Annotated in this window: 16 protein-coding genes and 1 pseudogene; 7 read left to right on the forward strand and 10 right to left on the reverse strand. The window is 73.2% G+C overall.

Annotated features, from left to right (window positions below; genetic code table 11):
- From IE287_RS09805 to IE287_RS09820, 4 genes are all read left to right on the forward strand, one after another.
- The gene (locus IE287_RS09805; protein WP_189848532.1) at nt 1-1,395 is read left to right on the forward strand and encodes a class I adenylate-forming enzyme family protein; all 1,395 of its coding nucleotides are present in this window, start codon (nt 1-3) and stop codon (nt 1,393-1,395) included.
- 103 nt (nt 1,396-1,498) lie between these two features.
- The gene (gene cmlS / locus IE287_RS09810) at nt 1,499-3,214 is read left to right on the forward strand and encodes a chloramphenicol-biosynthetic FADH2-dependent halogenase CmlS (RefSeq protein ID WP_189848533.1); all 1,716 of its coding nucleotides are present in this window, start codon (nt 1,499-1,501) and stop codon (nt 3,212-3,214) included.
- A gap of 220 nt (nt 3,215-3,434) precedes the next feature.
- Nucleotides 3,435-4,415: an aldo/keto reductase gene (locus tag IE287_RS09815; RefSeq protein ID WP_189848534.1), complete on the forward strand. Its 981-nt coding sequence runs from the start codon at nt 3,435-3,437 to the stop codon at nt 4,413-4,415.
- Between the two features lie 243 nt (nt 4,416-4,658).
- Nucleotides 4,659-4,997 carry a globin family protein gene (locus IE287_RS09820; protein WP_229883374.1) on the forward strand — a complete coding sequence of 113 codons (339 nt, stop codon included), beginning with the start codon at nt 4,659-4,661 and terminating at the stop codon, nt 4,995-4,997.
- A gap of 950 nt (nt 4,998-5,947) precedes the next feature.
- On the opposite strand, the gene IE287_RS09825 is transcribed toward IE287_RS09820, so the two are convergent.
- From IE287_RS09825 to IE287_RS09860, 8 genes and pseudogenes are all read right to left on the reverse strand, one after another.
- Nucleotides 5,948-6,964, reverse strand: a complete 1,017-nt coding sequence (locus IE287_RS09825; protein ID WP_189848535.1) for a TIGR03842 family LLM class F420-dependent oxidoreductase — start codon at nt 6,962-6,964, stop codon at nt 5,948-5,950.
- Nucleotides 6,965-7,009: 45 nt separating this feature from the next.
- The gene (hydA, locus tag IE287_RS09830; RefSeq protein WP_189848536.1) at nt 7,010-8,401 is read right to left on the reverse strand and encodes a dihydropyrimidinase; all 1,392 of its coding nucleotides are present in this window, start codon (nt 8,399-8,401) and stop codon (nt 7,010-7,012) included.
- Nucleotides 8,402-8,546: 145 nt separating this feature from the next.
- Nucleotides 8,547-9,023: pseudogene (locus IE287_RS09835) on the reverse strand (dihydropyrimidinase); the annotation flags it as partial.
- Nucleotides 9,024-9,042: 19 nt separating this feature from the next.
- Nucleotides 9,043-10,323, reverse strand: a complete 1,281-nt coding sequence (locus tag IE287_RS09840; RefSeq protein ID WP_189848537.1) for an aspartate aminotransferase family protein — start codon at nt 10,321-10,323, stop codon at nt 9,043-9,045.
- Nucleotides 10,320-11,159 (reverse strand): nitrilase-related carbon-nitrogen hydrolase, encoded by an 840-nt coding sequence (locus tag IE287_RS09845; protein ID WP_189848538.1) that lies wholly within the window; start codon nt 11,157-11,159, stop codon nt 10,320-10,322. The genes IE287_RS09840 and IE287_RS09845 overlap by 4 nt, the downstream gene beginning before the upstream one ends.
- A 315-nt stretch (nt 11,160-11,474) precedes the next feature.
- A complete protein-coding gene (locus IE287_RS09850) occupies nt 11,475-12,839 on the reverse strand; it encodes a UL36 very large tegument protein (RefSeq protein ID WP_189848539.1) in 1,365 nt (454 codons plus the stop codon).
- A gap of 158 nt (nt 12,840-12,997) precedes the next feature.
- The gene (locus IE287_RS09855; protein ID WP_189848540.1) at nt 12,998-13,414 is read right to left on the reverse strand and encodes a PPOX class F420-dependent oxidoreductase; all 417 of its coding nucleotides are present in this window, start codon (nt 13,412-13,414) and stop codon (nt 12,998-13,000) included.
- 106 nt (nt 13,415-13,520) lie between these two features.
- Nucleotides 13,521-13,772 (reverse strand): helix-turn-helix domain-containing protein, encoded by a 252-nt coding sequence (locus tag IE287_RS09860; RefSeq protein ID WP_189848541.1) that lies wholly within the window; start codon nt 13,770-13,772, stop codon nt 13,521-13,523.
- 52 nt (nt 13,773-13,824) lie between these two features.
- Between IE287_RS09860 and map the strand changes: the two genes are divergently transcribed.
- A complete protein-coding gene (map, locus tag IE287_RS09865) occupies nt 13,825-14,592 on the forward strand; it encodes a type I methionyl aminopeptidase (RefSeq protein WP_189848542.1) in 768 nt (255 codons plus the stop codon).
- 51 nt (nt 14,593-14,643) lie between these two features.
- On the opposite strand, the gene ggt is transcribed toward map, so the two are convergent.
- Nucleotides 14,644-16,503, reverse strand: a complete 1,860-nt coding sequence (ggt, locus tag IE287_RS09870) for a gamma-glutamyltransferase (protein WP_189848543.1) — start codon at nt 16,501-16,503, stop codon at nt 14,644-14,646.
- Nucleotides 16,504-16,619: 116 nt separating this feature from the next.
- Between ggt and IE287_RS09875 the strand changes: the two genes are divergently transcribed.
- Nucleotides 16,620-17,351 (forward strand): hypothetical protein, encoded by a 732-nt coding sequence (locus IE287_RS09875; protein ID WP_189848544.1) that lies wholly within the window; start codon nt 16,620-16,622, stop codon nt 17,349-17,351.
- Here IE287_RS09875 and IE287_RS09880 read toward each other — a convergent pair.
- A complete protein-coding gene (locus tag IE287_RS09880; RefSeq protein ID WP_189848545.1) occupies nt 17,317-18,585 on the reverse strand; it encodes a cytochrome P450 in 1,269 nt (422 codons plus the stop codon). The genes IE287_RS09875 and IE287_RS09880 overlap by 35 nt on opposite strands.
- A gap of 95 nt (nt 18,586-18,680) precedes the next feature.
- Between IE287_RS09880 and IE287_RS09885 the strand changes: the two genes are divergently transcribed.
- On the forward strand, nt 18,681-20,039 hold the full coding sequence (locus IE287_RS09885) for a hypothetical protein (protein WP_189848546.1): 1,359 nt from the start codon (nt 18,681-18,683) through the stop codon (nt 20,037-20,039).
- Nucleotides 20,040-20,130 lie beyond the last annotated feature (91 nt).

Raw genomic sequence — 20,130 nt, forward strand, 5'->3', positions numbered from 1 at the left:
ATGCGCGACGAACTGCTGCGTAGGTTCGAGGACTTCGGCGCCCGGACGGCGCTCTTCGACCGCGGGACCGCCGTCACGTACGCGGAGCTCCTGAAGCGGATCGGCGAGACCCGGCAGCTGCTGGCGCTCCACGGCGTGAAGCCGCGGGAGACCGTGGTCGTCCACGGCGACTACTCGCTGGACTCGGTGGCGGCCCTGTTCGCCCTCTTCCTCGACCGGAACGTCGTGGTGCCGGTGGTCACGCTCACCGACACCACGCTCGACACCCTCGTCGAGCACTGCCGACCGGGCCATCTGATCAGGACGACCGGGGCGGGTACGGAGGTCGAGGACCTCGCCGGCGTCGCAGAGGACCCCACCGACGGGGCCGACGCCGTGCACGGCCGGCTCGGCGACCCGGACGCGGCCGGACTCGTGCTGCTCAGCAGCGGCAGCACCGGCGCGCCCAAGGTCATCCTGCACAGTCTCGACGTGCTCGTCGGCGAGAAGCTGGAGAAGCGGCCGCGCCGCCGGGAGAACGCCCTCAACATCCTCATGGTGCTGATGTTCGATCACATCGGGGGCATCAACTCCCTGCTCAGCACCCTCCTGGTCGGCGGCACCGCGGTTCTCCCCCGCCATCGCACCCCGGACGAGATCTGCGCGCTGATCGAGCGCCACCGGATCCTCGTCCTCCCCACCAGCCCGACCTATCTCAACCTGATCATGGTCGGCGACTACCACCGCACACACGACCTCAGCAGCCTGCGCCTGATCACGTACGGCACCGAGCCGATGTCCGAGGAACTCCTCCTGCGGGTCCGCAAGACCTTCCCGGGGGTGCGGCTGCTCCAGACCTTCGGGACGAGCGAGACCGGCATCGCCACGACGACCAGCGAATCGTCGACCAGCACGTACTTCAAGATCTCCGACGCCGGTGTGGAGTACCGCATCGTCGACGGCGAACTCCAGCTCAGGAGCCGGACCCAGTTCCTCGGCTATCTGAACTACGACGACGACTCGCTGACCGAGGACCGCTGGTTCCGGACCGGGGACCTGGTCGAGGAGGCGGCCGACGGCTACCTCCGGATCAAGGGCCGGGCCAAGGAAGTCATCAACGTCGGCGGCGAGAAGCTCCTCCCGCTGGAACTCGAATCGGTCCTCATGGGCAGTCCCCTCGTCGAGGACTGCGTCGTGTACGGCAGGCCGAACGCGATCACCGGCCAGTCCGTGTGCGTCGACATCAAGCCCACGGGCGAGCTCACCCGCGCGGCCCTCCGCAAGCACGTCACGGAGTTCCTCGCCGGCCGGGTCGAGCCGTTCAAGGTCCCCTCGAAGATTAACGTCGTCGACACGATCGCGATGTCGGACCGCATGAAGAAACTGCGGTCCCGGCCGGGCGCCGACGAGGAGTGAACGGCCTCCTCCCGCCCGTACCCCGCACCCCGTTCACAGCGCTTCCTCCTCGCCGCCCCGGCGCGGAGTCCCGTCAGCCTGTCCCCGTCCCAAGGAGTACGTGATGACACGATCGAAGGTGGCGATCATCGGCGGAGGGCCGGCCGGTAGTGTCGCGGGCCTCACCCTGCACAAGCTGGGCCACGACGTCACGATCTACGAGCGGTCCGCCTTCCCCCGGTACCGCGTCGGCGAGTCCCTGCTGCCCGGCACGATGTCGATCCTCAACCGCCTCGGGCTGCAGGAGAAGATCGACGCGCAGAACTACGTCAAGAAGCCCTCGGCGACCTTCCTCTGGGGCCAGGACCAGGCCCCGTGGACGTTCTCCTTCGCGGCTCCCAAGGTCGCGCCCTGGGTCTTCGACCACGCCGTCCAGGTGAAGCGCGAGGAGTTCGACAAGCTCCTCCTCGACGAGGCCCGGAGCCGCGGGATAGCCGTCCACGAGGAGACCCCGGTCACCGACGTGGACCTGTCCGACCCCGACCATGTCGTCCTGACCGTACGCCAGGGCGGCGAGAGCGTCACCGTCGAGAGCGACTTCGTCATCGACGCGGGCGGCTCGGGCGGCCCGATCTCCCGCAAGCTCGGCGTGCGCCAGTACGACGAGTTCTACCGGAACTTCGCGGTCTGGTCGTACTTCAAGCTGAAGGACCCCTTCGAGGGGGACCTCAAGGGCACCACGTACTCGATCACCTTCGAGGACGGCTGGGTCTGGATGATCCCCATCAAGGACGACCTGTACAGCGTCGGCCTCGTCGTCGACCGCTCGAAGTCCGCCGAGGTCCGCGAGCAGGGCGCCGACGCCTTCTACTCGTCCACCCTCGCCAAGTGCGCCAAGGCCGTGGACATCCTCGGCGGCGCCGAGCAGGTCGACGAGGTCCGGATCGTGCAGGACTGGTCCTACGACACCGAGGTCTTCTCCGCCGACCGCTTCTTCCTCTGCGGCGACGCCGCCTGCTTCACCGACCCGCTGTTCTCCCAGGGCGTGCACCTGGCCTCGCAGTCGGCGGTCTCGGCCGCCGCGGCCATCGACCGCATCACCCGGCACGGGGACGAGAAGGACGAGGTGCACGCCTGGTACAACCGCACCTACCGCGAGGCCTACGAGCAGTACCACCAGTTCCTCGCCTCCTTCTACACCTTCGCCTCCTTCACGGAGCCCGACTCCGAGTTCTGGCGGAAGCGGCGCATCACGGAGTCCGACGACGACCGGCTGACCCGGAAGAAGTGGTTCGAGAGCCTGGTGGGCAACGGCCCGGAGGACCCCTCCGGGACCGTGACGTCCTTCCGCGACCGGGCGTCCACGATGATCGCGATCGGCCGCCACCAGCGTCCGGAGCTCAGCGACGACTTCAGCGAGGCCGAGCTGAACCCGGCCCGGGTCCGCTGGATCAGCGACCTCACCAAGCGGCTGAACAGCATCACCCGCTTCAAGTGGACCGGCGGCAAGGCCGTGCTCAAGCAGCACTACCGCGTCGAGCCGATCGGCTTCCGGCTGGAGCAGCGCGAGGTCCTGGCCAACGGGGAAGGGCTCGACATGGCCCAGTACCCGATGGACGACGAGGCCCGGCAGATCTTCCAGGACCTCGCCGAGGAGGAGTTCGGCTACAAGACGCTGGTCAAGCGCCTCGGCGCGGTCGGCCGACAGGAGCTGAGCACCCAGATCGTCGTCCGGCTGATGGAGGCGGGCCTCCTCACCGGCTACGACGCGCAGGGCGAGAAGGTCTTCGTCCAGGGACGGCTCCACTTCGGCGGCGTCGGCGTCGAGTACGAGGTCTGACCGCCGCCGCACGACCACCCGCCGGGCAGCACCGTCCCGTTCACGGGAGCGGACGGGACGGGCCCCGGCGGGCTCGGGGGCCGGTGCCGCCCACCGGCCGCCGAACACCGCCCACACACCCACGTCAGCCGTGGCTCCCGCCTCGGCGCCCCACCGCTCCCACCCCACCCTCCCCCCACCACTCCCCCATCCACCCTCGCGCCCCGAAGGAGGCGGTCCGATGCGGCACACGAGATTGCGGGACCTGGAGGTCTCCCGGATCGGCCTGGGGACCATGGGCATGTCCTTCGGCTACACGGGCTCCGGCTCGGACGACGCGGGCTCCGTCCGCGCCCTGCACCGCGCCCTCGACCTCGGCGTCACCTTCCTCGACACCGCCGAGATCTACGGGCCCTACACCAACGAACGGCTCGTCGGCCGGGCGCTCGGCGCCCGCCGCGACCAGGTGGTGCTCGCCACGAAGTTCGGCCTCGTCTCGCACACGGGCGGCGGCCCCGGGCGGCTCGACAGCAGCCCCGCGAACGTCCGTACCGCCGTGGAGGGTTCGCTGCGGCGGCTCGGGACCGACCACATCGACCTCTGCTACCAGCACCGCGTCGACCCCGGCACCCCCATCGAGGACACCGTCGGCGCCCTCGCCGAGCTGGTCGCCGAGGGCAAGATCCGCCACATCGGCCTCTCCGAGGCGGGCCCCGCCACGATCCGCCGCGCGCACGCCGTCCACCCGGTCACCGCGGTCCAGTCCGAGTACTCCCTGTGGACCCGCGACCCGGAGGAGGCGGTCCTGCCGGTCCTGCGCGAACTGGGCATCGGCTTCGTGGCGTACTCCCCGCTCGGCCACGGCTTCCTCACCGGCACGGTCCGCGCCGCCGGCCGCTTCGACGCCTCGGACCTCCGGGCGGACAACCCCCGCTTCACCGCCGAGAACCTGCCCCGGAACCTGCGCATCGCCGACGAGATCGCCACCGTCGCCGCCGAGGCGGACGCCACCCCGGCGCAGGTCGCCCTCGCCTGGCTGCTCACCCGGGGGGACGACGTCGTGCCGATTCCCGGCAGCCGGCGGGCCGCCCGCGTCGAGGAGAACACGACGGCCGCCGAGGTCCGCCTGAGCGCGGAGCAACTCGCCCGCCTCGACGCCCTGCCCCCCGCCGCGGGCGAGCACCACACGGAGGAGCAGATGGCGATGATGGACCGCGTGTAGCGGCTGCCCGGGCGCTCGCCCCACCGAGAGCGAACATTCCTGGTCACGGATCGAGTTGCGGCCAGGCTGTCGGGGTCACATCCCGCATCCTGGAGGCGTTCCACGACCGCCGGGCATTGCGAACACCCTGTACGAGGCCGTGGGCGGCGCCGACGCGCTGCGCAGGCTCTCCGAGACCTTCTACCAGGGGGTCCTCGCCGACCCCCTCCTCGTCCCCTCTTCGCCGACTTCACCGCCGCCCACGTGGAGCACGTCGCCGCGTGGCTGGCGGAGGTGTTCTCGGGTCCTGCCGACTTCACGGCGGAGCTCGGCGGGCACCAGGCACTGCTCAGGGCCCGTCTCAAGCTCGGCATCACCGAGGAACAGCGGTTGCGCTGGATGGAGTTGATGACGGCGTCCGTGGAGAAGCAACTGCCGGACGACGAGCTGCTGCGGCGGCGGGTGGTGGAGGGCTTCGACTGGGGCACCCGGATCGCCAAGGGCGTCTCGGCCTCTGCTCCGGGCACGGACCTCGGCGAGCCCGGCCCCACACGCCGCGCTGGGGCTGGGGCGGCCTCGCCTGACCGGCCGGACGCCCCCTAGGGTGCGAGGGGGCCGTCGAAATTGCCAGTATAGAGAGCATTGCGTACTGCGTGGAGGAACTCGCTTCGAAGGTGCGCGGTTCCGAGGCGGCAATCGTCCAGCGGCGCGATCAAAAAGCGGGCGGTCTCCAACGCCCGGGGTTTGCCGCCTCTCAGGTCTCCTGCATGGGTGACCAGCGCACGAATGGCCTGCCGGGTGGGAACAGCACCTGACTCTCCGTACAGCCAGATGGTCAGAGGAATCCTTGCGAGGTGGGGGATTCGCGAAGAGGCCACTCGCGCTTCGAGAAGAAGCTGAAGGAGCTTGCGTTGGTGGGCTGAGTGCAACGCCTTGTCCGAGCCGTGAGGGCCAGTGCGCCGTCGCCGCGGACGGTCCAGCAACCCGAGCGATACCCAGTCGTGTACGAGTCGCTTGGTGACTGCATGCCCTGCAAGAGCGGCGTCGTGCACCAGTTCATCGATGGTGCCCGGCCCGGAGATCATCACCTGTGGAAATTACGCCGAACCCAGCCTCGGATGGGGCCCATTGAGGTGCCCTTCGGCGATTCCTCTCTCGTAGGGTCGAAGGCCCGAGGCAGAGTTCACCGGCGGCCGGAGCTTGGCGGCATGGCCGACGGCGACCCCTGCGGCGGTGACCCAGGCTCTGAAAGGGAGACCGATGACCAACACCGTGAACGGCCCTAGGCCACTACCGCCTGACCAGCCCAGTGCGGTGACTGGAGCGAAGCACGGCCGTAGCAGTCACCACAGGCTCAGTGGCCTCCCAGCGGAAGCCGCCTACGACCCGCCAAGCGTTCGGCCAGCGCGGATCACCGTACCGACCGCGCGGGCGCGATAGGCAGGCCCTCGGAGGTCCGCGAGAGACTTTGCGAGGGCGCGCCGACGGGCCCTCCTTCTTCGGTCGGCCAGCACCACGTCGTGCCGGCTGTACGGAGGTTCGACCGATCCGCGTCAGGCGTTGATCGCGGGGATGATGTCGGAGCCATAGGCGTCGATGGTGCCCTCGCGGTTGTCGTGCATGTCGTAGACGGCGAACTGGTCGACGCCCAGGTCCTTGAGCCGGCGGAGCTTCTCGATGTGTGCCTCGGCGGGGCCCAGGAGGCAGAAGCGGTCGACGATCTCGTCGGGGACGAAAGCGGTGTCGGGGTTGTCGGCGCGGCCGTGGTGGCTGTAGTCGTAGCCCTGCCGGTCCTTGATGTACGCGGTGAGCTCCTCGGGGACCATCGAGGAGTGCTCGCCGTACTTGGACACCAGGTCGGCGACGTGGTTGCCGACCATGCCGCCGAACCAGCGGCACTGGTCCCGGGCGTGCGCCAGGGCCCCGGCCGAGTCGTCGGCCGTCACGTACGCGGGGGCGGCGACGCAGATCGTGAGGGCGTCGGGGTCACGGCCCGCGTCCTGGGCGGCCTGCCGCACCGCCTTGACCATCCACTCCGTCAGGAACGGATCGGCGAGCTGGAGGATGAAGCCGTCGGCCTTCTCTCCGGCCAGGGCGAGGGCCCTGGGGCCGTAGGCGGCCATCCAGACGGGCAGCTTGCCGTTCTTGATCCACGGGATGTGGATCGGGTTGCCGTCGACCTCCGCCTCGCGGCCCTCAGCGAGGTCGCGGATGACCTCGATGGCCTCGCCGAGGCGGGCGAGGGTGTTGGGCCTGCGGCCGGCCACGCGCATCGCGGAGTCGCCGCGGCCGATACCGCACACGGTCCGGTTGCCGTACATGTCGTTGAGGGTGGCGAAGGTGGAGGCCGTCACCTCCCAGGTACGCGTCCCCGGGTTGGTGACCATCGTGCCGACGTGCAGCTTGGTGGTGTTGGCCAGGATCTGGCTGTAGATGACGAAGGGCTCCTGCCACAGCACGGCGGAGTCGAAGGTCCAGCCGTAGCGGAAGCCGTTGCGTTCGGCACGCTTCATCAGGCTGACCACCTGCGAGGCGGGCGGGTCGGTCTGCAGGACGAGTCCGAAGTCCACGCGGGACCTCCAAGTTCGAGTCGGTGCGATGAGACCCCGGGCTGCTCAACCCAGGTACTGACAAAGACCACGCGGCACAAATGCCCCGTGCCCCGCGTGCCCCGTGTACTTCCGCTGGTCGATGACGACCTCACCCCGCGAGAGGACGGTCTCGACCTGGCCGGTCACCGTCTTCCCCTCGTACGCCGAGTAGTCGACGTTCATGTGGTGGGTCTCGGCCGACAGCGTCTGCGTGGCGTGTGGGTCGTAGATGACGACGTCCGCGTCCGCGCCCGGCGCGATCGTGCCCTTCTGCGGGTAGAGACCGAACATCCGGGCCGGCGTCGCGCAGGCGATCTCGATCCAGCGGCGCCGCGAGATGTGCCCGTCCACCACCGCCTGATGGAGGAGGTCCATGCGGTTCTCGACGCCCGGCAGGCCGTTGGGGATCTTCGAGAAGTCCCCGCGCCCTAGCTCCTTCTGCCCCACGAAGCAGAACGGACAGTGGTCGGTGGAGACCACCTGGAGGTCGTTCGTCCGCAGCCCCCGCCACAGCGCCGCCTGGTGCTCCTTCGGCCGCAGCGGCGTCGAGCACACGTACTTGGCGCCCTCGAAGTCCGGCTCCGCGAGGTTGTCCGTCGACAGGAAAAGGTACTGCGGGCACGTCTCACCGAAGACCGGAAGCCCCATGTCCCGCGCCGCCGCCAGCTCCGCCACCGCCTCCTCGGCGGACACGTGGACGACGTACAGCGGGGAGCCCGCGACCCGGGCGAGCTGGATCGCCCGGTGGGTGGCCTCCGCCTCCAACAGCGCCTTGCGGACCTCCCCGTGGTACCGCGGGTCAGTCTCGCCACGGGCCAGGGCCTGCTCCACCAGGACGTCGATCGCGATGCCGTTCTCCGCGTGCATCATGATCAGCCCACCGGTCTCCCCGGCAACCTGCATCGCCCGGAGGATCTGACCGTCATCCGAATAGAAGACCCCCGGATACGCCATAAACAATTTGAACGAGGAAACGCCGATCTCAACCAGCTTCGGCATCTCCCGCAGCGTCGACTCGTTCACGTCGGACATGATCATGTGGAAGGCGTAGTCGACCGCGCAGTTCCCGTCCGCCTTTGCCATCCAGGCATCCAGACCGGCCCGAAGCGGCTCACCCTTCGCCTGCACCGCGAAATCGACGATCGTCGTCGTCCCGCCCCACGCCGCAGCCCGCGTCCCCGTCTCGAACGTGTCCGACGCGAACGTGCCACCGAAAGGCAACTCCATATGCGTATGCGCATCCACCCCGCCCGGGATCACATACTTCTGCGACGCGTCGATCACCCGGTCCGCCGTCCACTCCTGCGTCCCCGGCGCCGCCAATGCCACCACCCGGCCATGCTCGATCAGCACGTCCGCGTGCACCTCGTCCGCGGCGGTGATCACGAGGCCACCGGCAATCAGAGTCCGAGTCATTTCCCAGCCATCCCTTCACACCGACCGCCGAACAGACCACCACCGGCACGGGCCGGGGCCACGCCCCGGCCCGCCGGCCCCCTCACGCCGCCACCTCGCACGGCACACGGCCTACTCCGCCAGAAAACCCCTGGTCACGCGAGCGAACGAAACCCTTGAAGGAGGTGATGCCCTCCTGGATGAGCAGCGGCATCTCCCGGAGGGTGGCCGGGGTGACGTCCGACATGATCATGTGGAAGGCGTAGTCGACGGCGCAGTTGCCGTCGGCCTTCGCGTACCAGGCGTCGAGGCCCTCGCGGAGGCTGTGGCCGACGGACTGGACGGCGAAGTCGACGAGGGTGGTGGTGCCGCCCCAGGCGGCGGCGCGGGTGCCCGTCTCGAAGGTGTCGGAGGCGAAGGTGCCGCCGAAGGGCAGCTCCATGTGGGTGTGGACGTCGACGCCGCCCGGGATGACGTACCGGTCGGTGGCGTCGAGGACGCGGTCGGCGGTCCAGACGGCGGCCGCGTCGGAGCCGTGGGCGTCGAGGGCGGCGACGCCGCCGTCCTCGACGAGGACGTCGGCGTGGAGTTCGTCGGAGGCGGTGACGACGAGGCCGCCCCGGATGAGGGTTCGGGTGCTCACGGGACTTCTCCCCTGCCGGTTAGAGGGATCTGAGGGCCTGTTCGAGGAGGGCGGCGCCCTCCTCGGCCTCCGCGACGGTGAGGGAGAGCGGGGGCGCGACGCGCAGGGCGCTGGTGTCGTGGCCGCCGCCCTTGCCGATGAGGAGGCCGCCCTCGCGGGCCGCCTCCAGGACGGCGGAGGCGGCCTCGGGGGCGGCCGCGCCGGTGACGGGGTCGGCGAGCTCGATGCCGATCATGAGGCCGCGGCCGCGGACCTCGCGGACGGCGTCGACGCCCGCGGCGGCGGCCCGGATCCGCTCGATGAGGAGGCCGCCGACCCGGCGGGCGTTGCCCTGGAGGTCGTGGTCGAGGAGGTACCCGAGGTTGGCGAGGCCGGCGGCCATGGTGACGGGCGAGCCGCCGAAGGTGGAGATGGAGTTCGCGTCCAGGCAGTTCATGATCTCGGCGCGGGCGACGACCCCGCCGACCGACATGCCGTTGCCGATGCCCTTGGCGAAGGTGAGCAGGTCGGGCGGGCCGGCCTGCGCGTGCGCCTGCCAGCCCCAGAAGTGGTCGCCGGTGCGGCCCCAGCCGGTCTGCACCTCGTCGGAGATCCAGAGGATGCCGTGCCGGTCGAGGACCCGCCGGAAGGCGGCGTAGAGGCCGTCGGGCGGGGAGGTGAAGCCGCCGACGCCCTGGACGGGTTCGGCGATGAGGGCGGCGACGCGGTGGGTGTGGCCGAGGAGGTCCTCCAGGTCGGCGACGGCGGCCTCGGTGAACCTCTCGTCGGTGAGGCCCGCGAAGGGGCCCCGGCCGCGGACCGCTCCGTGCACGTACAGGGTCTGGAGCGGGGAGAGGCCGGTGGGCGACCAGGCGCGGTTGCCGGTGACGCCGACGGTGGAGAAGGAGCGCCCGTGGTAGCTGTTGCGCATCGCCAGGATCTGGTTCGAGCGGCGGTACGCGGTGGCGAGGAGGAGGGCCGTGTCGTTGGCCTCGGTGCCGGAGGTGGTGAAGAAGACCCGGGCGTCGGGGATGCCGGAGAGCGCGGCGATCCGCTCGGCGAGCTCCACCATCGGCCGGTCGAGGTAGAGGGTGGAGGAGTGGATGATCCGGCCGGCCTGTTCGGCGACCGCCTTGGTGACCTCGGGGAGGGCGTGGGCGGTCATGGTGGTGAGGATGCCGCCGAAGAAGTCGAGGTAGCGGCGGCCCTCCGCGTCCCAGACGTGCCGGCCCTCGCCGTGGGTGAGCTCGATCGGCTCGTCGTAGTAGAGCGCGAGCCAGTCGGGGAGGACGGCGCGGTGGCGGGCGTGCAGCCCGGTCACGGCCGGACCAGCCCGTCGTACGCGTCGGGGCGGCGGTCGCGGTAGAAGGCCCACTGCTGCCGGACCTCCTCGATGATCCCGAAGTCGAGGTCGCGGACGACGAGTTCCTCCGTCTTGTCGGAGGCGACGTCGCCGACGAAGCGGCCGCGCGGGTCGACGAAGTAGCTGGTGCCGTAGAAGTCGTTGTCGCCGTACTCCTCGACGCCGACGCGGTTGATGGCGGCGACGAAGTACTCGTTGGCGACGGCGGCGGCGGGCTGCTCCAGCTGCCAGAGGTAGGAGGAGAGGCCCCGGTGGGTGGCGGAGGGGTTGTAGACCAGCTGGGCGCCGTTGAGGCCGAGTTGGCGCCAGCCCTCGGGGAAGTGGCGGTCGTAGCAGATGTAGACGCCGACCTTGCCGACGGCGGTGTCGAAGACCGGCCAGCCGGCGTTTCCCGGGCGGAAGTAGTACTTCTCCCAGAACCCCTTGACCTGCGGGATGTGGTGCTTGCGGTACTTGCCGAGGTAGCTGCCGTCGGCGTCGATGACGGCGGCGGTGTTGTAGTAGAAGCCCTCGGACTCGACCTCGAAGACGGGGACGACGATCACCATGCCGGTCTCGCGGGCGAGGTCCCGCATCCGCCGCACGGTGGGGCCGTCCGGCACGGGCTCGGCCCAGCGGTAGTGCTCGGGCTCCTGGACCTGGCAGAAGTAGGGGGCGTTGAAGACCTCCTGGAAGCCGATCACCCGGGCGCCCTGCCGGGCGGCCTCGCGGGCGTGCTCCTCGTGCTTGGAGATCATGGATTCGGTGTCGCCGGTCCAGGTCGCCTGGACGAGGGCGGCGCGTACGACGGTCATGAGCTGCTCCTTCGGCGCGGCGTCAGAGAGCCTCTACGCCCGTAGACACGGTGCGTAGGAGGAGAACGTAAGCCCCGTCACACCCCGGAGCAAGACTGCCGCCCGGAAGCAGCGCAGTCGATCATGTTTCATACCGGAGTGGTCCACACCGGACACGTACCGACACGTACCGACTGCTCCCCGCTCGTACGGTTCCGCTTCCGGGCCCCGGGACCGCCTTCGGGCCCCGGGACCGCCCTCGGACTCCGGGGACGCCTCCGGGCTCAGGGCCGCCCTCGGGCCCTCCGGGGCCGCCCCCTGGATCCGGAGCCGCCTTCAGGCCCCGAGGACCCCGGCGACCCGCAGCGCGTGCCGCAGGGCGCGGTCGTCGGCGGGCGAGAGGGCGCGGGCCGCCGACCCGAGCCGGGGCATCAGCAGCGCGGGGTCCACGGCGGCGAGCCGGGCCGCCTCCTCGGGGGTGCGGACCCGGATGAAGGCGGTGAGCAGCGCGTGGGCCTCGCGGTCGTGCCCCTCGGCGACGAGGGCGGCGACGGCTCCGGCCAGCTCCTCCACCGGCCGGGCGAGCCCCTGGCGCAGCAGCTGCTCGCAGTCGTCGGCGCGGCCCGCGTCGGCCAGCGCCCCGGCGACGGCGGCCAGCCGCGCGGGCGGCAGCGAGGCGGCCTCCCAGAGCAGGGTGGCCCAGTCGGCGCCGAACCCGGCGCGGTGCAGCTCCGCGGCGAGCGCGGGCAGCCGCGCGGGCGGCCCGCCGAGCGCCTCCCAGAGCAGCACGTGCGCCTCGCCGGTCCGGCCCTGGGCGCGGAGCCGCTGGAGGGCGTAGACGGCGTTGGCGGCGGCGCGGCCGGCCTCCTCGGCCTCCTCCGGGGAGGCCGGGTCACCGGTCGCGCCGGGCGCGTCCGCGGCGGCACGGGGCTCGGCCCGCGCCCCGAACCGGGCCCCGCGCGGCTCCGCCCCGCCGGCGGGCGGTTCCGGTACGGCGAGGGGTGCGGGTCCCTCGCCGCCGGGGTCCTCCGCCCAGGCGTACCGGGCTCCCCGGGGCCGCCACCGTCCCGGCGCGGAAGCGCCGGTCGGGGCGGGCGCCGCCGGGGAGGGCTCCACCGGGGAGGGCGCCGGGTCGGGGTCCGGTCCGGGGAAGGCGGCGGCCGCCCGGTCCGGGGCCCAGGACGCGTCGGCGCGGGCCGGGACCGGGGCGCGGTCCGGGGCCGAGGGGGCGCGGAGCCGGTCGAGGCGGGCGGTGAGGTCGGCGACGCGGGCGGTGGCACGGGCGTGGTCGTCGCGCGTCCAGGCCAGGTCGTGGGCGAGCCGGGGCGCCTCCTCCGGATCGGGGTCGCGCAGCAGTCGCCCCAGCTCCCGGATCCGGGCCTCGGCGTGGCGCCGCTCGCCCTCCATCAGCTCGCGGCGCGCGGTCAGCGCCTCGGCCCCGCCGGGCCTGCGGTCGTGGGCGCCGGCCGCCGCCGCGTACAGTCCCCTGCCCGGCTCCGGGGCCTCCCCCACGTCCAGGAGGAGGGACTCGACGACGTCCCACGGCAGCAGTTCCACGCCGTCGAGGCAGGCGCGCAGCCCTTCGGGGTCCCGTTCGGCGAAGACCGTCCACCAGCCGCCGGCCCGCTCCGCGCGCGCGGCGAGGCCGCTCAGCCAGTGGGTGAACTCCGCCATCTCCGGCGAGAGGTGAGTGACCGTCATGCGCGCACCTGCCCTGCGGTAGAAGGGGACCTTCCGGTCCGCCGCAGGGCATTGCACCGCATGTGTGTTACGGGACCACTACGGACCGTTTTCCTCCTCGTGCCCCGGGGACCACATCGGCGTCGCGGGCGGGGCCGTCCGGAGGGGCGTTCGAGGGGTCACAGGGTGACGACGATCCCGGTGTGGGGGCGCTTGCCGAGACGGGCGACGGTCGCCGGCCAGTCCACGAGCCAGTACTGGTACGTGTACTTGCGGGAGAGCAGCCGCCGGACGTGCCTCAGCTCCTCCCCCGTGACGAGGCGGGCGGTGCCGGAGGTCCGGACGGCGCCCTCGGGGACGTTGCCGCGCAGGTCGCAGACGGCCAGCTCGACCCTGGGGTCGTTGCGGAGCCGCTTGACCTTCCAGGAGTCGGTGCGGGTCCACACGTACACCCGCTCGTCCTCGACGGCGTACCAGACGGGGGTGGCGACCCCGGTCCCGTTCTTCCGGAAGGTGGTGAGGCTGAGGTAGCGGCCGCGCCGCAGCTCGTCGGGGAGGCGCCGGGCGCCGTCGGGGTTCTCGGGGTCGGTCGTCATGACCGCCGAGCCTATGCCGGGGCGGGGCCCCGGGCGTGGAGCGGGGTCTCCCGCCTCCGGGCCGCCGCCCGGCGGCCCGACGGGTCTCCGCCCGGTCGGAGGGTCCTCAGACGGGCAGGAGGGCGGTGCGGACGAGCAGGTCGTCCAGGGAGAGGTCGAGGACGCCGGCGAGGGCCGCGACGGTGAAGAAGGCCGGGGTGGGGGCGCGGCCGGTCTCGATCTTGCGGAGGGTCTCGGCCGAGAGGCCGGCCGCCGCGGCGACCTCGACCATCGAGCGCTCGCCGCGGGCGGCGCGCAGCAGCCGCCCGAGCCGCTCGCCGCGCTCGCGCTCTTCCGGGGTCAGGGGGGTGCGCACCATGGTTCCCACTCTACCCGCACCGGACGATTCTTATACCGGTACAGTAATGGGAATGGTGGAGATCAAGACCGAAGAGAACCTGACGGCCATGCGCGAGGCGGGCCGGATCGTGGCCCGCGCCCTGGCGGCGGCCCGGGAGCTGGCGGCGCCCGGGGTGCCGGCCGGCGCCCTCGACCGGGCGGCGCGGGAGGTGCTGGCCGAGGCGGGCGCCGACTCGCCCTTCCTGGGCTACCACCCGGAGTGGGCACCGGTGCCCTTCCCGGGCGTCGTCTGCGTGTCCGTCAACGACGCGATCGTGCACGGCATCCCGGACGGCACGGTGCTCCGGGACGGCGACCTGGTCTCGGTGGACTGCGGGGCGCGGCTCCGCGGCTGGGTCGGGGACGCGGCGGTCAGCTTCACCGTCGGCCGCGCCCGCCCCGAGGACACCCGGCTGATCGGCGCCGCCGAGGAGGCCCTGGCGGCGGGCATCGCGGCGGCGGTCGTCGGCAACAGGATCGGGGACATCGCGCACGCCGTCGGCACGGTCTGCCGGAAGGCCGGGTACGGCATCCCGGAGGGCTTCGGCGGCCACGGCATCGGCCGGGCGATGCACGAGGACCCGGGCGTGCCCAACGAGGGGCGTCCGGGACGCGGGATGCGGCTGCGCGCCGGCATGGTCCTGGCGATCGAGCCGATGCTCGTCGGCGGGGGCGGGGACGACTACTACACCGCCCGGGACGGCTGGACCGTCCGCACCCTCGACGGCTCCCGCGCCGCCCACGCCGAGCACACGGTGGCGGTCACGGCGACGGGCCCGCGCGTCCTGACGTCCCTCTGACGGCCCCCCGAAGGCCGCCGCGGGGCCGCGCCGGCCCCGCGGCCCCGGGCGTCAGCGGGCCGGCCGGACGACCATCGCCGAGCCGCCGCCCCGGCGGACGGTCTCCGCGGCGGCGAGCCAGCGGCCGTCGGGGAGGCGCTGGACGCCGGTGGCGGCGCCGATCTCGGGGGTGAGCCGGAAGGTGTGGCCGAGCGCTTCGAGGCGCGCCCGCACCGGGCTGTCCCACAGCGCCGGTTCGATCTCCGTCGCGGCCTGGTTGCGCTGACTGGCGCGCGGCGCGGCGATGGCGTCGACGAGCGGCAGCCCCCGGTCGAGGAAGCCGGTGAGGGTCTGGAGGACGGTCGTGATGATGGTGGCGCCGCCGGGCGAGCCGAGCGCGACGACCGGCCGCCCCTCGCCGTCGAGGACGATCGTCGGCGAGATCGAGGAGCGGGGTCGCTTGCCGGGGCCGGGCAGGTTCGGGTCGTGGACGGCCGGGTTCGCGGGGACGAAGGAGAAGTCGGTCAGCTCGTTGTTGAGCAGGAAGCCGCGTCCGGGGACGGTGATGCCGCTGCCGCCGGTGGACTCGATGGTCAGCGTGTAGGCGACGACGTTCCCCCACCGGTCGGCGACGGTGAGGTGGGTGGTGTGCTCCCCCTCGTACGTCGTCGGCGCCGGGGTCCCGGAGGCGGCGCACGGCACGGGGTGCGCGGGGTCGCCGGGGGCGAGCGGACTGGCCAGGACGGCGTCGTCGCGGATCAGGCAGGCGCGGGAGTCGGCGTACCTCCGGGAGAGCAGGCCCCGCGCGGGGACCCGCTCGAAGGCGGGGTCGCCGACCCAGCGGCCCCGGTCGGCGAAGGCGATCCGGCTCGCCTCGACGAAGCGGTGGAGGTACCGCTCCTCGGTGGCGGCGGAGAGGTCGGTGCCCTCCAGGATGTTGAGGGCCTCGCCGACGGCGATGCCCCCGGAGGACGAGGGGGCCATGCCGTGGACGCGCAGGCCGCGGTAGGTCGTGGCGGTGGGCGCGCGCCGGATCGCGCGGTACGCGGCCAGGTCGCGCTCGGTCAGGTCGCCGGGGCGCACGACGCGGGCGGCGCCCTCGCGGACCGGAGGGGTGCGGACGGTGCGGACGATCTCGCGGGCGAGCGGGCCCCGGTAGAGCGCGCCGACGCCGTGGGCGCCGAGGGTCGCGTAGGTGCGGGCCAGGTCGGGGTTGCGCACGACCGAGCCGACCTCGGGAAGCCGGCCGCCGGGCAGGAAGAGGGCGGCGGAGGCCGGGAAGTCGCGGAAGCGGGCTTCGTTGGCGGCGGTCTGGGCCCGGTAGGTGGCGTCGACGGCGAAGCCCTCGCGGGCCAGCCGCTCGGCGGGGGCGAGGAGTTCCCGCAGCGGCCTGGTGCCCCAGGCGTCGAGGGCGGTCGCCCAGGTGGCCGGGGTGCCGGGGGTGCCGACGGAGAGGCCGCTGGTCATCGCCTCGGCGAAGGGCAGGGGGGCGCCGTTCTCGGTGAACAGCCCGGCGCCGGCGGAGGCCGGGGCGGTCTCGCGCCCGTCGACGGTGTGGACCGTACGCGTCCGGGCGTCGTAGTGGACGAGGTAGCCGCCCCCGCCGATGCCGGCCGAGTAGGGCTCGGTGACGCCGAGGGCGGCCGCGACGGCGACGGCCGCGTCGACCGCGTTCCCGCCGCGCCGCAGGACCTCGACGCCGGCGGCGCTCGCGTCGGCGTCGACGCTGGCGACGGCGCCGCCGTACCCGACGGCGACCGGCACCTTCGCGGGCGCGGTCGGCGGGGCGGTCGCGGTCGGCGGGGCGGGGGCTCCGCTCCGGGGCGGGGCCGCCGCCCCCACCGTGACCGCCGCCGCGAGCGCCGCGACGAGCACCGCGCACCGCGCCCGGCCCCGGCTCGTCCCCGCCCGGCCTGTCCTGGAACCACGCATCCCTGACCTCCCGTCAACACGCCTGCACCCACCGTAACTTCCGGGGAGGCCCGGGCGCACGACCCACCCCCGCCCCCTCTCGAACGGTCACCCGGCCGCCGCTAGCATGCGCCCCTATGGACGAGGACCTGCGCAACATCGTGCTCGGCGTGCTGGCGACCGGGCTCAGCGCGTCCCTGGGCTGGCTGACCCGGACGTACGCGTGGCGCCGGCGGCTCCGTCGCAAGCAGGCGTTCTTCGGGCTGCCCGGCCACGCGGAGTGTCTGCTCGTGGTCAACCGGGAGGCGGGCGGGGACGGGGCGGTGCACCGCTTCGACGTCTTCGCGCTGCTCGAACTCGCCGCGCTGGTGAAGGACTGCGGGGCGCAGGCGCAGATCGTCCAGCACGACCGCACCCACCTGGGCTTCGGCGACCGCACGGAGTTCTGCGTCGGCGGGCCGGGCTCCAACCGGCGGATGGCCGCCCACCTCGGCTCGCTGCTGCCCGGGCTCTCGATGAACACCGAGCCGGAGCCGGTCGAGGACCGGGGCGCGATCGAGGTCGGCGGCGAGCGGTACCCGATGGATCCGGGCGCCGTCGAGTACGTGGTGCTGGCGCGGATCACGGCGGGCGACGGCGGCCGGCCGGTCTTCCTCTTCTGCGGACAGCGGGCGATCACCAACCAGGCGGCGACCCGCTATCTGGCGCGTCACCACGAGCGGCTGGCCCGCACCCACCGCGGCGGCTCGTTCGTCCTGCTGCTGAAGGTGGTCAACTCCCAGGCGTACGGCCCCGACGTGGTCGAGCTGGTGGCCGACGTGACGCGGGCGGCGCTCAGGGCTCCCGCAGCCGCACCGGCAGCGACTTGATGCCGTTGATGAAGTTGGAGACCAGCCGGCGGGGCGCGCCGGCGAGCTCGACGCCCGCGCAGGATTCCCGCAGCTCCTCGTAGAAGACGCGGAGCTGCAGTCGGGCGAAGTGGGCTCCGAGGCAGACGTGGGGGCCGTCGCCGAAGGAGACGTGCGGGTTCGGGCGGCGGTCGAGGTCGAGCCGGTGCGGGTCGGCGAAGACCCGCTCGTCGTGGTTGGCGGAGACGTGGAAGACGACCACCTTGTCCCCCTCGGAGATCCGCGTCCCGGCGAGTTCGGCGTCCCGGGCGGCGGTGCGGCGGAAGGAGAGCACCGGCGGGTGGACCCGCAGCAGCTCCTCCACGGCGGTGTCCGTGCCGGCCTCGCCCCGCCAGAACCTGCCCTGCTCCCCGGGGTCCTCGCCGAGGGCGAGCACCCCGCCCGGCGCGGCCGACCGGACGGTGTCGTTCCCCGCGACGGTGAGCAGGAAGAAGAACATCTCCAGTTCCGCGTCGGCGAGTTCGGTGGTGGCGAGCGCCGTCATCAGGTCGTCGGCGGGGTGCCTCCGCTTGTGGGCGGCGAGCTCCTGGGCGTACGCGAACATCTCGGCGAGCATCGCCGGTGACCGGGGGTCGACGGGCCGTCCGCCGGCGCCGAGGACGGCGGGTTCGTCGGGGTCCTGGTAGGCGATGACCCGCTCGGTCCAGGCGTGCAGCAGTCCCCGGTCGCCCGCGGGCACGCCGAGCAGGTCGGTGAGGTTGAGCAGCGCGTAGTCGTCGGTGACCGTCCGGACGAGGTCGACCTCGCCGCCCGTCTGCCGGGCCGCGGCGAGCAGCCGCCGGGCGCGGGAGCGGGCGGTCGCCTCGAACCGCGCGATCCTGCCCGGGGTGAAGGCGCGGCTCGCGAGCCGCCTCAGCCGGCCGTGCTCCGGAGGGTCCTGATTGAGCATCATGCGCCGGATGAACGGCAGGTCGGCGGGGTCGGGATCGCGGATCTGGGTGGCCCCGAGCCAGGAGGAGTACGTCCCCGGGTCCTTGAGCACCCGCACGACGTCGGCGTGCCGCGTGACCGCCCAGAACCCCGGTCCGGCCGGCCAGCCGAGCACCGCCCGCTCCTCCTGCCTCGCGACGGGCGCCCGGTCGCGCAGCTCGCGGAAGGCGTCGTGCGGCGGCCCGGCGGCGTGGATCCGCGGGTCGAAGACGTCGGGAAGGTGCGTCCGCTCCACGGGTCCAGCCTGGAGCAGGGGTGAAGACATGTCCATCATGACAGGTCAGAGGCGTTTTTCGTAGGACGGAACGCACAGTTCGCGCGCCTTGTCCGGCCTGTCGGCAGACACCCAGAATCTCCGCCATGACGCACAGCGGTGGGACGGGGAACGTGAGGGTCGTGAACGAGGACGAGGTGCTGAGGGCGCGGGTGCTGCTGCTGGCATCGTGGCGGCTGTCGGTCCCTCAGCGGGTGGAGGCGTACCGGGTGCTGGCGCGGGTGAGTCCGGACGCGTACGCGCCGAAGCTGGCCGACTGGCTGGGGTCGGCGCTCTTCCAGACGGGGGCGACGCCGGAGCGGAGCGAGGAACTGGCCCGCGAGGCGGTCGAGGCGGCCCGGCGGGTGCGGGCGGACCACGCGAAGCGGGCGGAGACGCTGCTCCGGGCGCTCGACCTGCACCAGGGCGTGCTGTTCGAGCTGGGGCGGCGGGCCGAGGGCCTGACCCTGTGCGAGGAGATGGCGGCGGTGGGCCGGGAGGAGTACGCGCGGGGCCGGGCGGTGTTCCCCCGCGCGTCGAGCCGGCGGCTGGTCACCGCGCTGATGGAGGAGGGGCGGTACGCGGAGGCGGCCGAGCGGCACGGCGGCGTGCCGTCCCCCGGCCTCGGGGGCGCGGTCGAGGCGTCGGCGGTGCTGGAGGCCGCGGGGCGGACCGGGGAGGCCGTGGAGGCGTTCGGGGAGCACCTGGCGGAGCTGCGGGCGGAGGTGACCGGGGGCCTGACGACGGCGGCGCTCCTGGTGTGGGCGCTGCTGCGGCAGGCCGAGGTGCTGGAGCGGGCCGGGCGGGACGAGGGAGCGGCGGGGCTCCGCCGGGAGGCGGGGGAGGCGCTGGCCCGGCTGGCCGCCGAGGGGGATCCCCGCGGGGGCGGCACCCTCGACTGGTGGGTCCGGTTCTTCCTGCTGTCGGGCCGCGCGGACGAGCCGCCCGCCTCGCCGAAGGCGCCGGCCCCCTTCTTCGGCCAGGACTCGATCGACTGGTCGCACGACGTGCGGCGGGCGTTCGACGCGTCGGCGGAGGCGCTGGAGGCGGAGGCGGCGGAGCTGGGGCGGAGGGCCGGGGCCGATCCGGTGCGGTGGCTGCCGCGCCTGGTGACCGCGCACCGGCGGTTCGCGCTCCGCGCGGCCCGGCGCGCCCGGAACCGGGGCGACGGGATCCCCGACGCGCTGCGCCCGGTCTTCGACGAGGGGGTGGCGCTGGGCCGCCGGCTCTCCCCCGCGGCGGAGGCCCGGGCGCTGACGGACCGGGCGTCGATGCTGCTGGCGGCCGGGGCGTACGGGGAGGCGCACGCGGACTTCACGGCGGCGCAGTCGCTGCGGGCGGCGACGGCCGGGGCACCGGCGCACGCGCCCTCGCCTTCGCCTTCGCCGGAGCCTGTGCCTGTACCTGTGCCCGCACCTGCGCCCGTGCCGCCGGTGTCGGCGCCCGCGCCCGCGGCGGCCGGGTAGGCGGCCCGGGCCGGGGCCCGGCCTTCCCGCCGGGCCCCGGCCCCGGGGCCGTACCCGGCCGCCCCGGCCTCCACCGCAATCGTTACCCGCA

Source organism: Streptomyces omiyaensis (genome assembly GCF_014650895.1).
In the GTDB taxonomy this organism is placed as follows: Bacteria; Actinomycetota; Actinomycetes; order Streptomycetales; family Streptomycetaceae; genus Streptomyces; species Streptomyces omiyaensis.

Bases quoted from the DNA above. Each gene is read 5' to 3' on its own strand.
- IE287_RS09805 (WP_189848532.1), top strand. From the start codon at position 1: ATGCGCGACGAACTGCTGCGTAGGTTCGAGGACTTCGGCGCCCGGACG.
- cmlS (WP_189848533.1), top strand. From the start codon at position 1,499: ATGACACGATCGAAGGTGGCGATCATCGGCGGAGGGCCGGCCGGTAGT.
- IE287_RS09815 (WP_189848534.1), top strand. From the start codon at position 3,435: ATGCGGCACACGAGATTGCGGGACCTGGAGGTCTCCCGGATCGGCCTG.
- hydA (WP_189848536.1), bottom strand. From the start codon at position 8,401: ATGACTCGGACTCTGATTGCCGGTGGCCTCGTGATCACCGCCGCGGAC.
- IE287_RS09845 (WP_189848538.1), bottom strand. From the start codon at position 11,159: ATGACCGTCGTACGCGCCGCCCTCGTCCAGGCGACCTGGACCGGCGAC.
- IE287_RS09850 (WP_189848539.1), bottom strand. From the start codon at position 12,839: ATGACGGTCACTCACCTCTCGCCGGAGATGGCGGAGTTCACCCACTGG.
- IE287_RS09855 (WP_189848540.1), bottom strand. From the start codon at position 13,414: ATGACGACCGACCCCGAGAACCCCGACGGCGCCCGGCGCCTCCCCGAC.
- IE287_RS09860 (WP_189848541.1), bottom strand. From the start codon at position 13,772: ATGGTGCGCACCCCCCTGACCCCGGAAGAGCGCGAGCGCGGCGAGCGG.
- map (WP_189848542.1), top strand. From the start codon at position 13,825: ATGGTGGAGATCAAGACCGAAGAGAACCTGACGGCCATGCGCGAGGCG.
- ggt (WP_189848543.1), bottom strand. From the start codon at position 16,503: ATGCGTGGTTCCAGGACAGGCCGGGCGGGGACGAGCCGGGGCCGGGCG.
- IE287_RS09875 (WP_189848544.1), top strand. From the start codon at position 16,620: ATGGACGAGGACCTGCGCAACATCGTGCTCGGCGTGCTGGCGACCGGG.
- IE287_RS09880 (WP_189848545.1), bottom strand. From the start codon at position 18,585: ATGTCTTCACCCCTGCTCCAGGCTGGACCCGTGGAGCGGACGCACCTT.
- IE287_RS09885 (WP_189848546.1), top strand. From the start codon at position 18,681: ATGACGCACAGCGGTGGGACGGGGAACGTGAGGGTCGTGAACGAGGAC.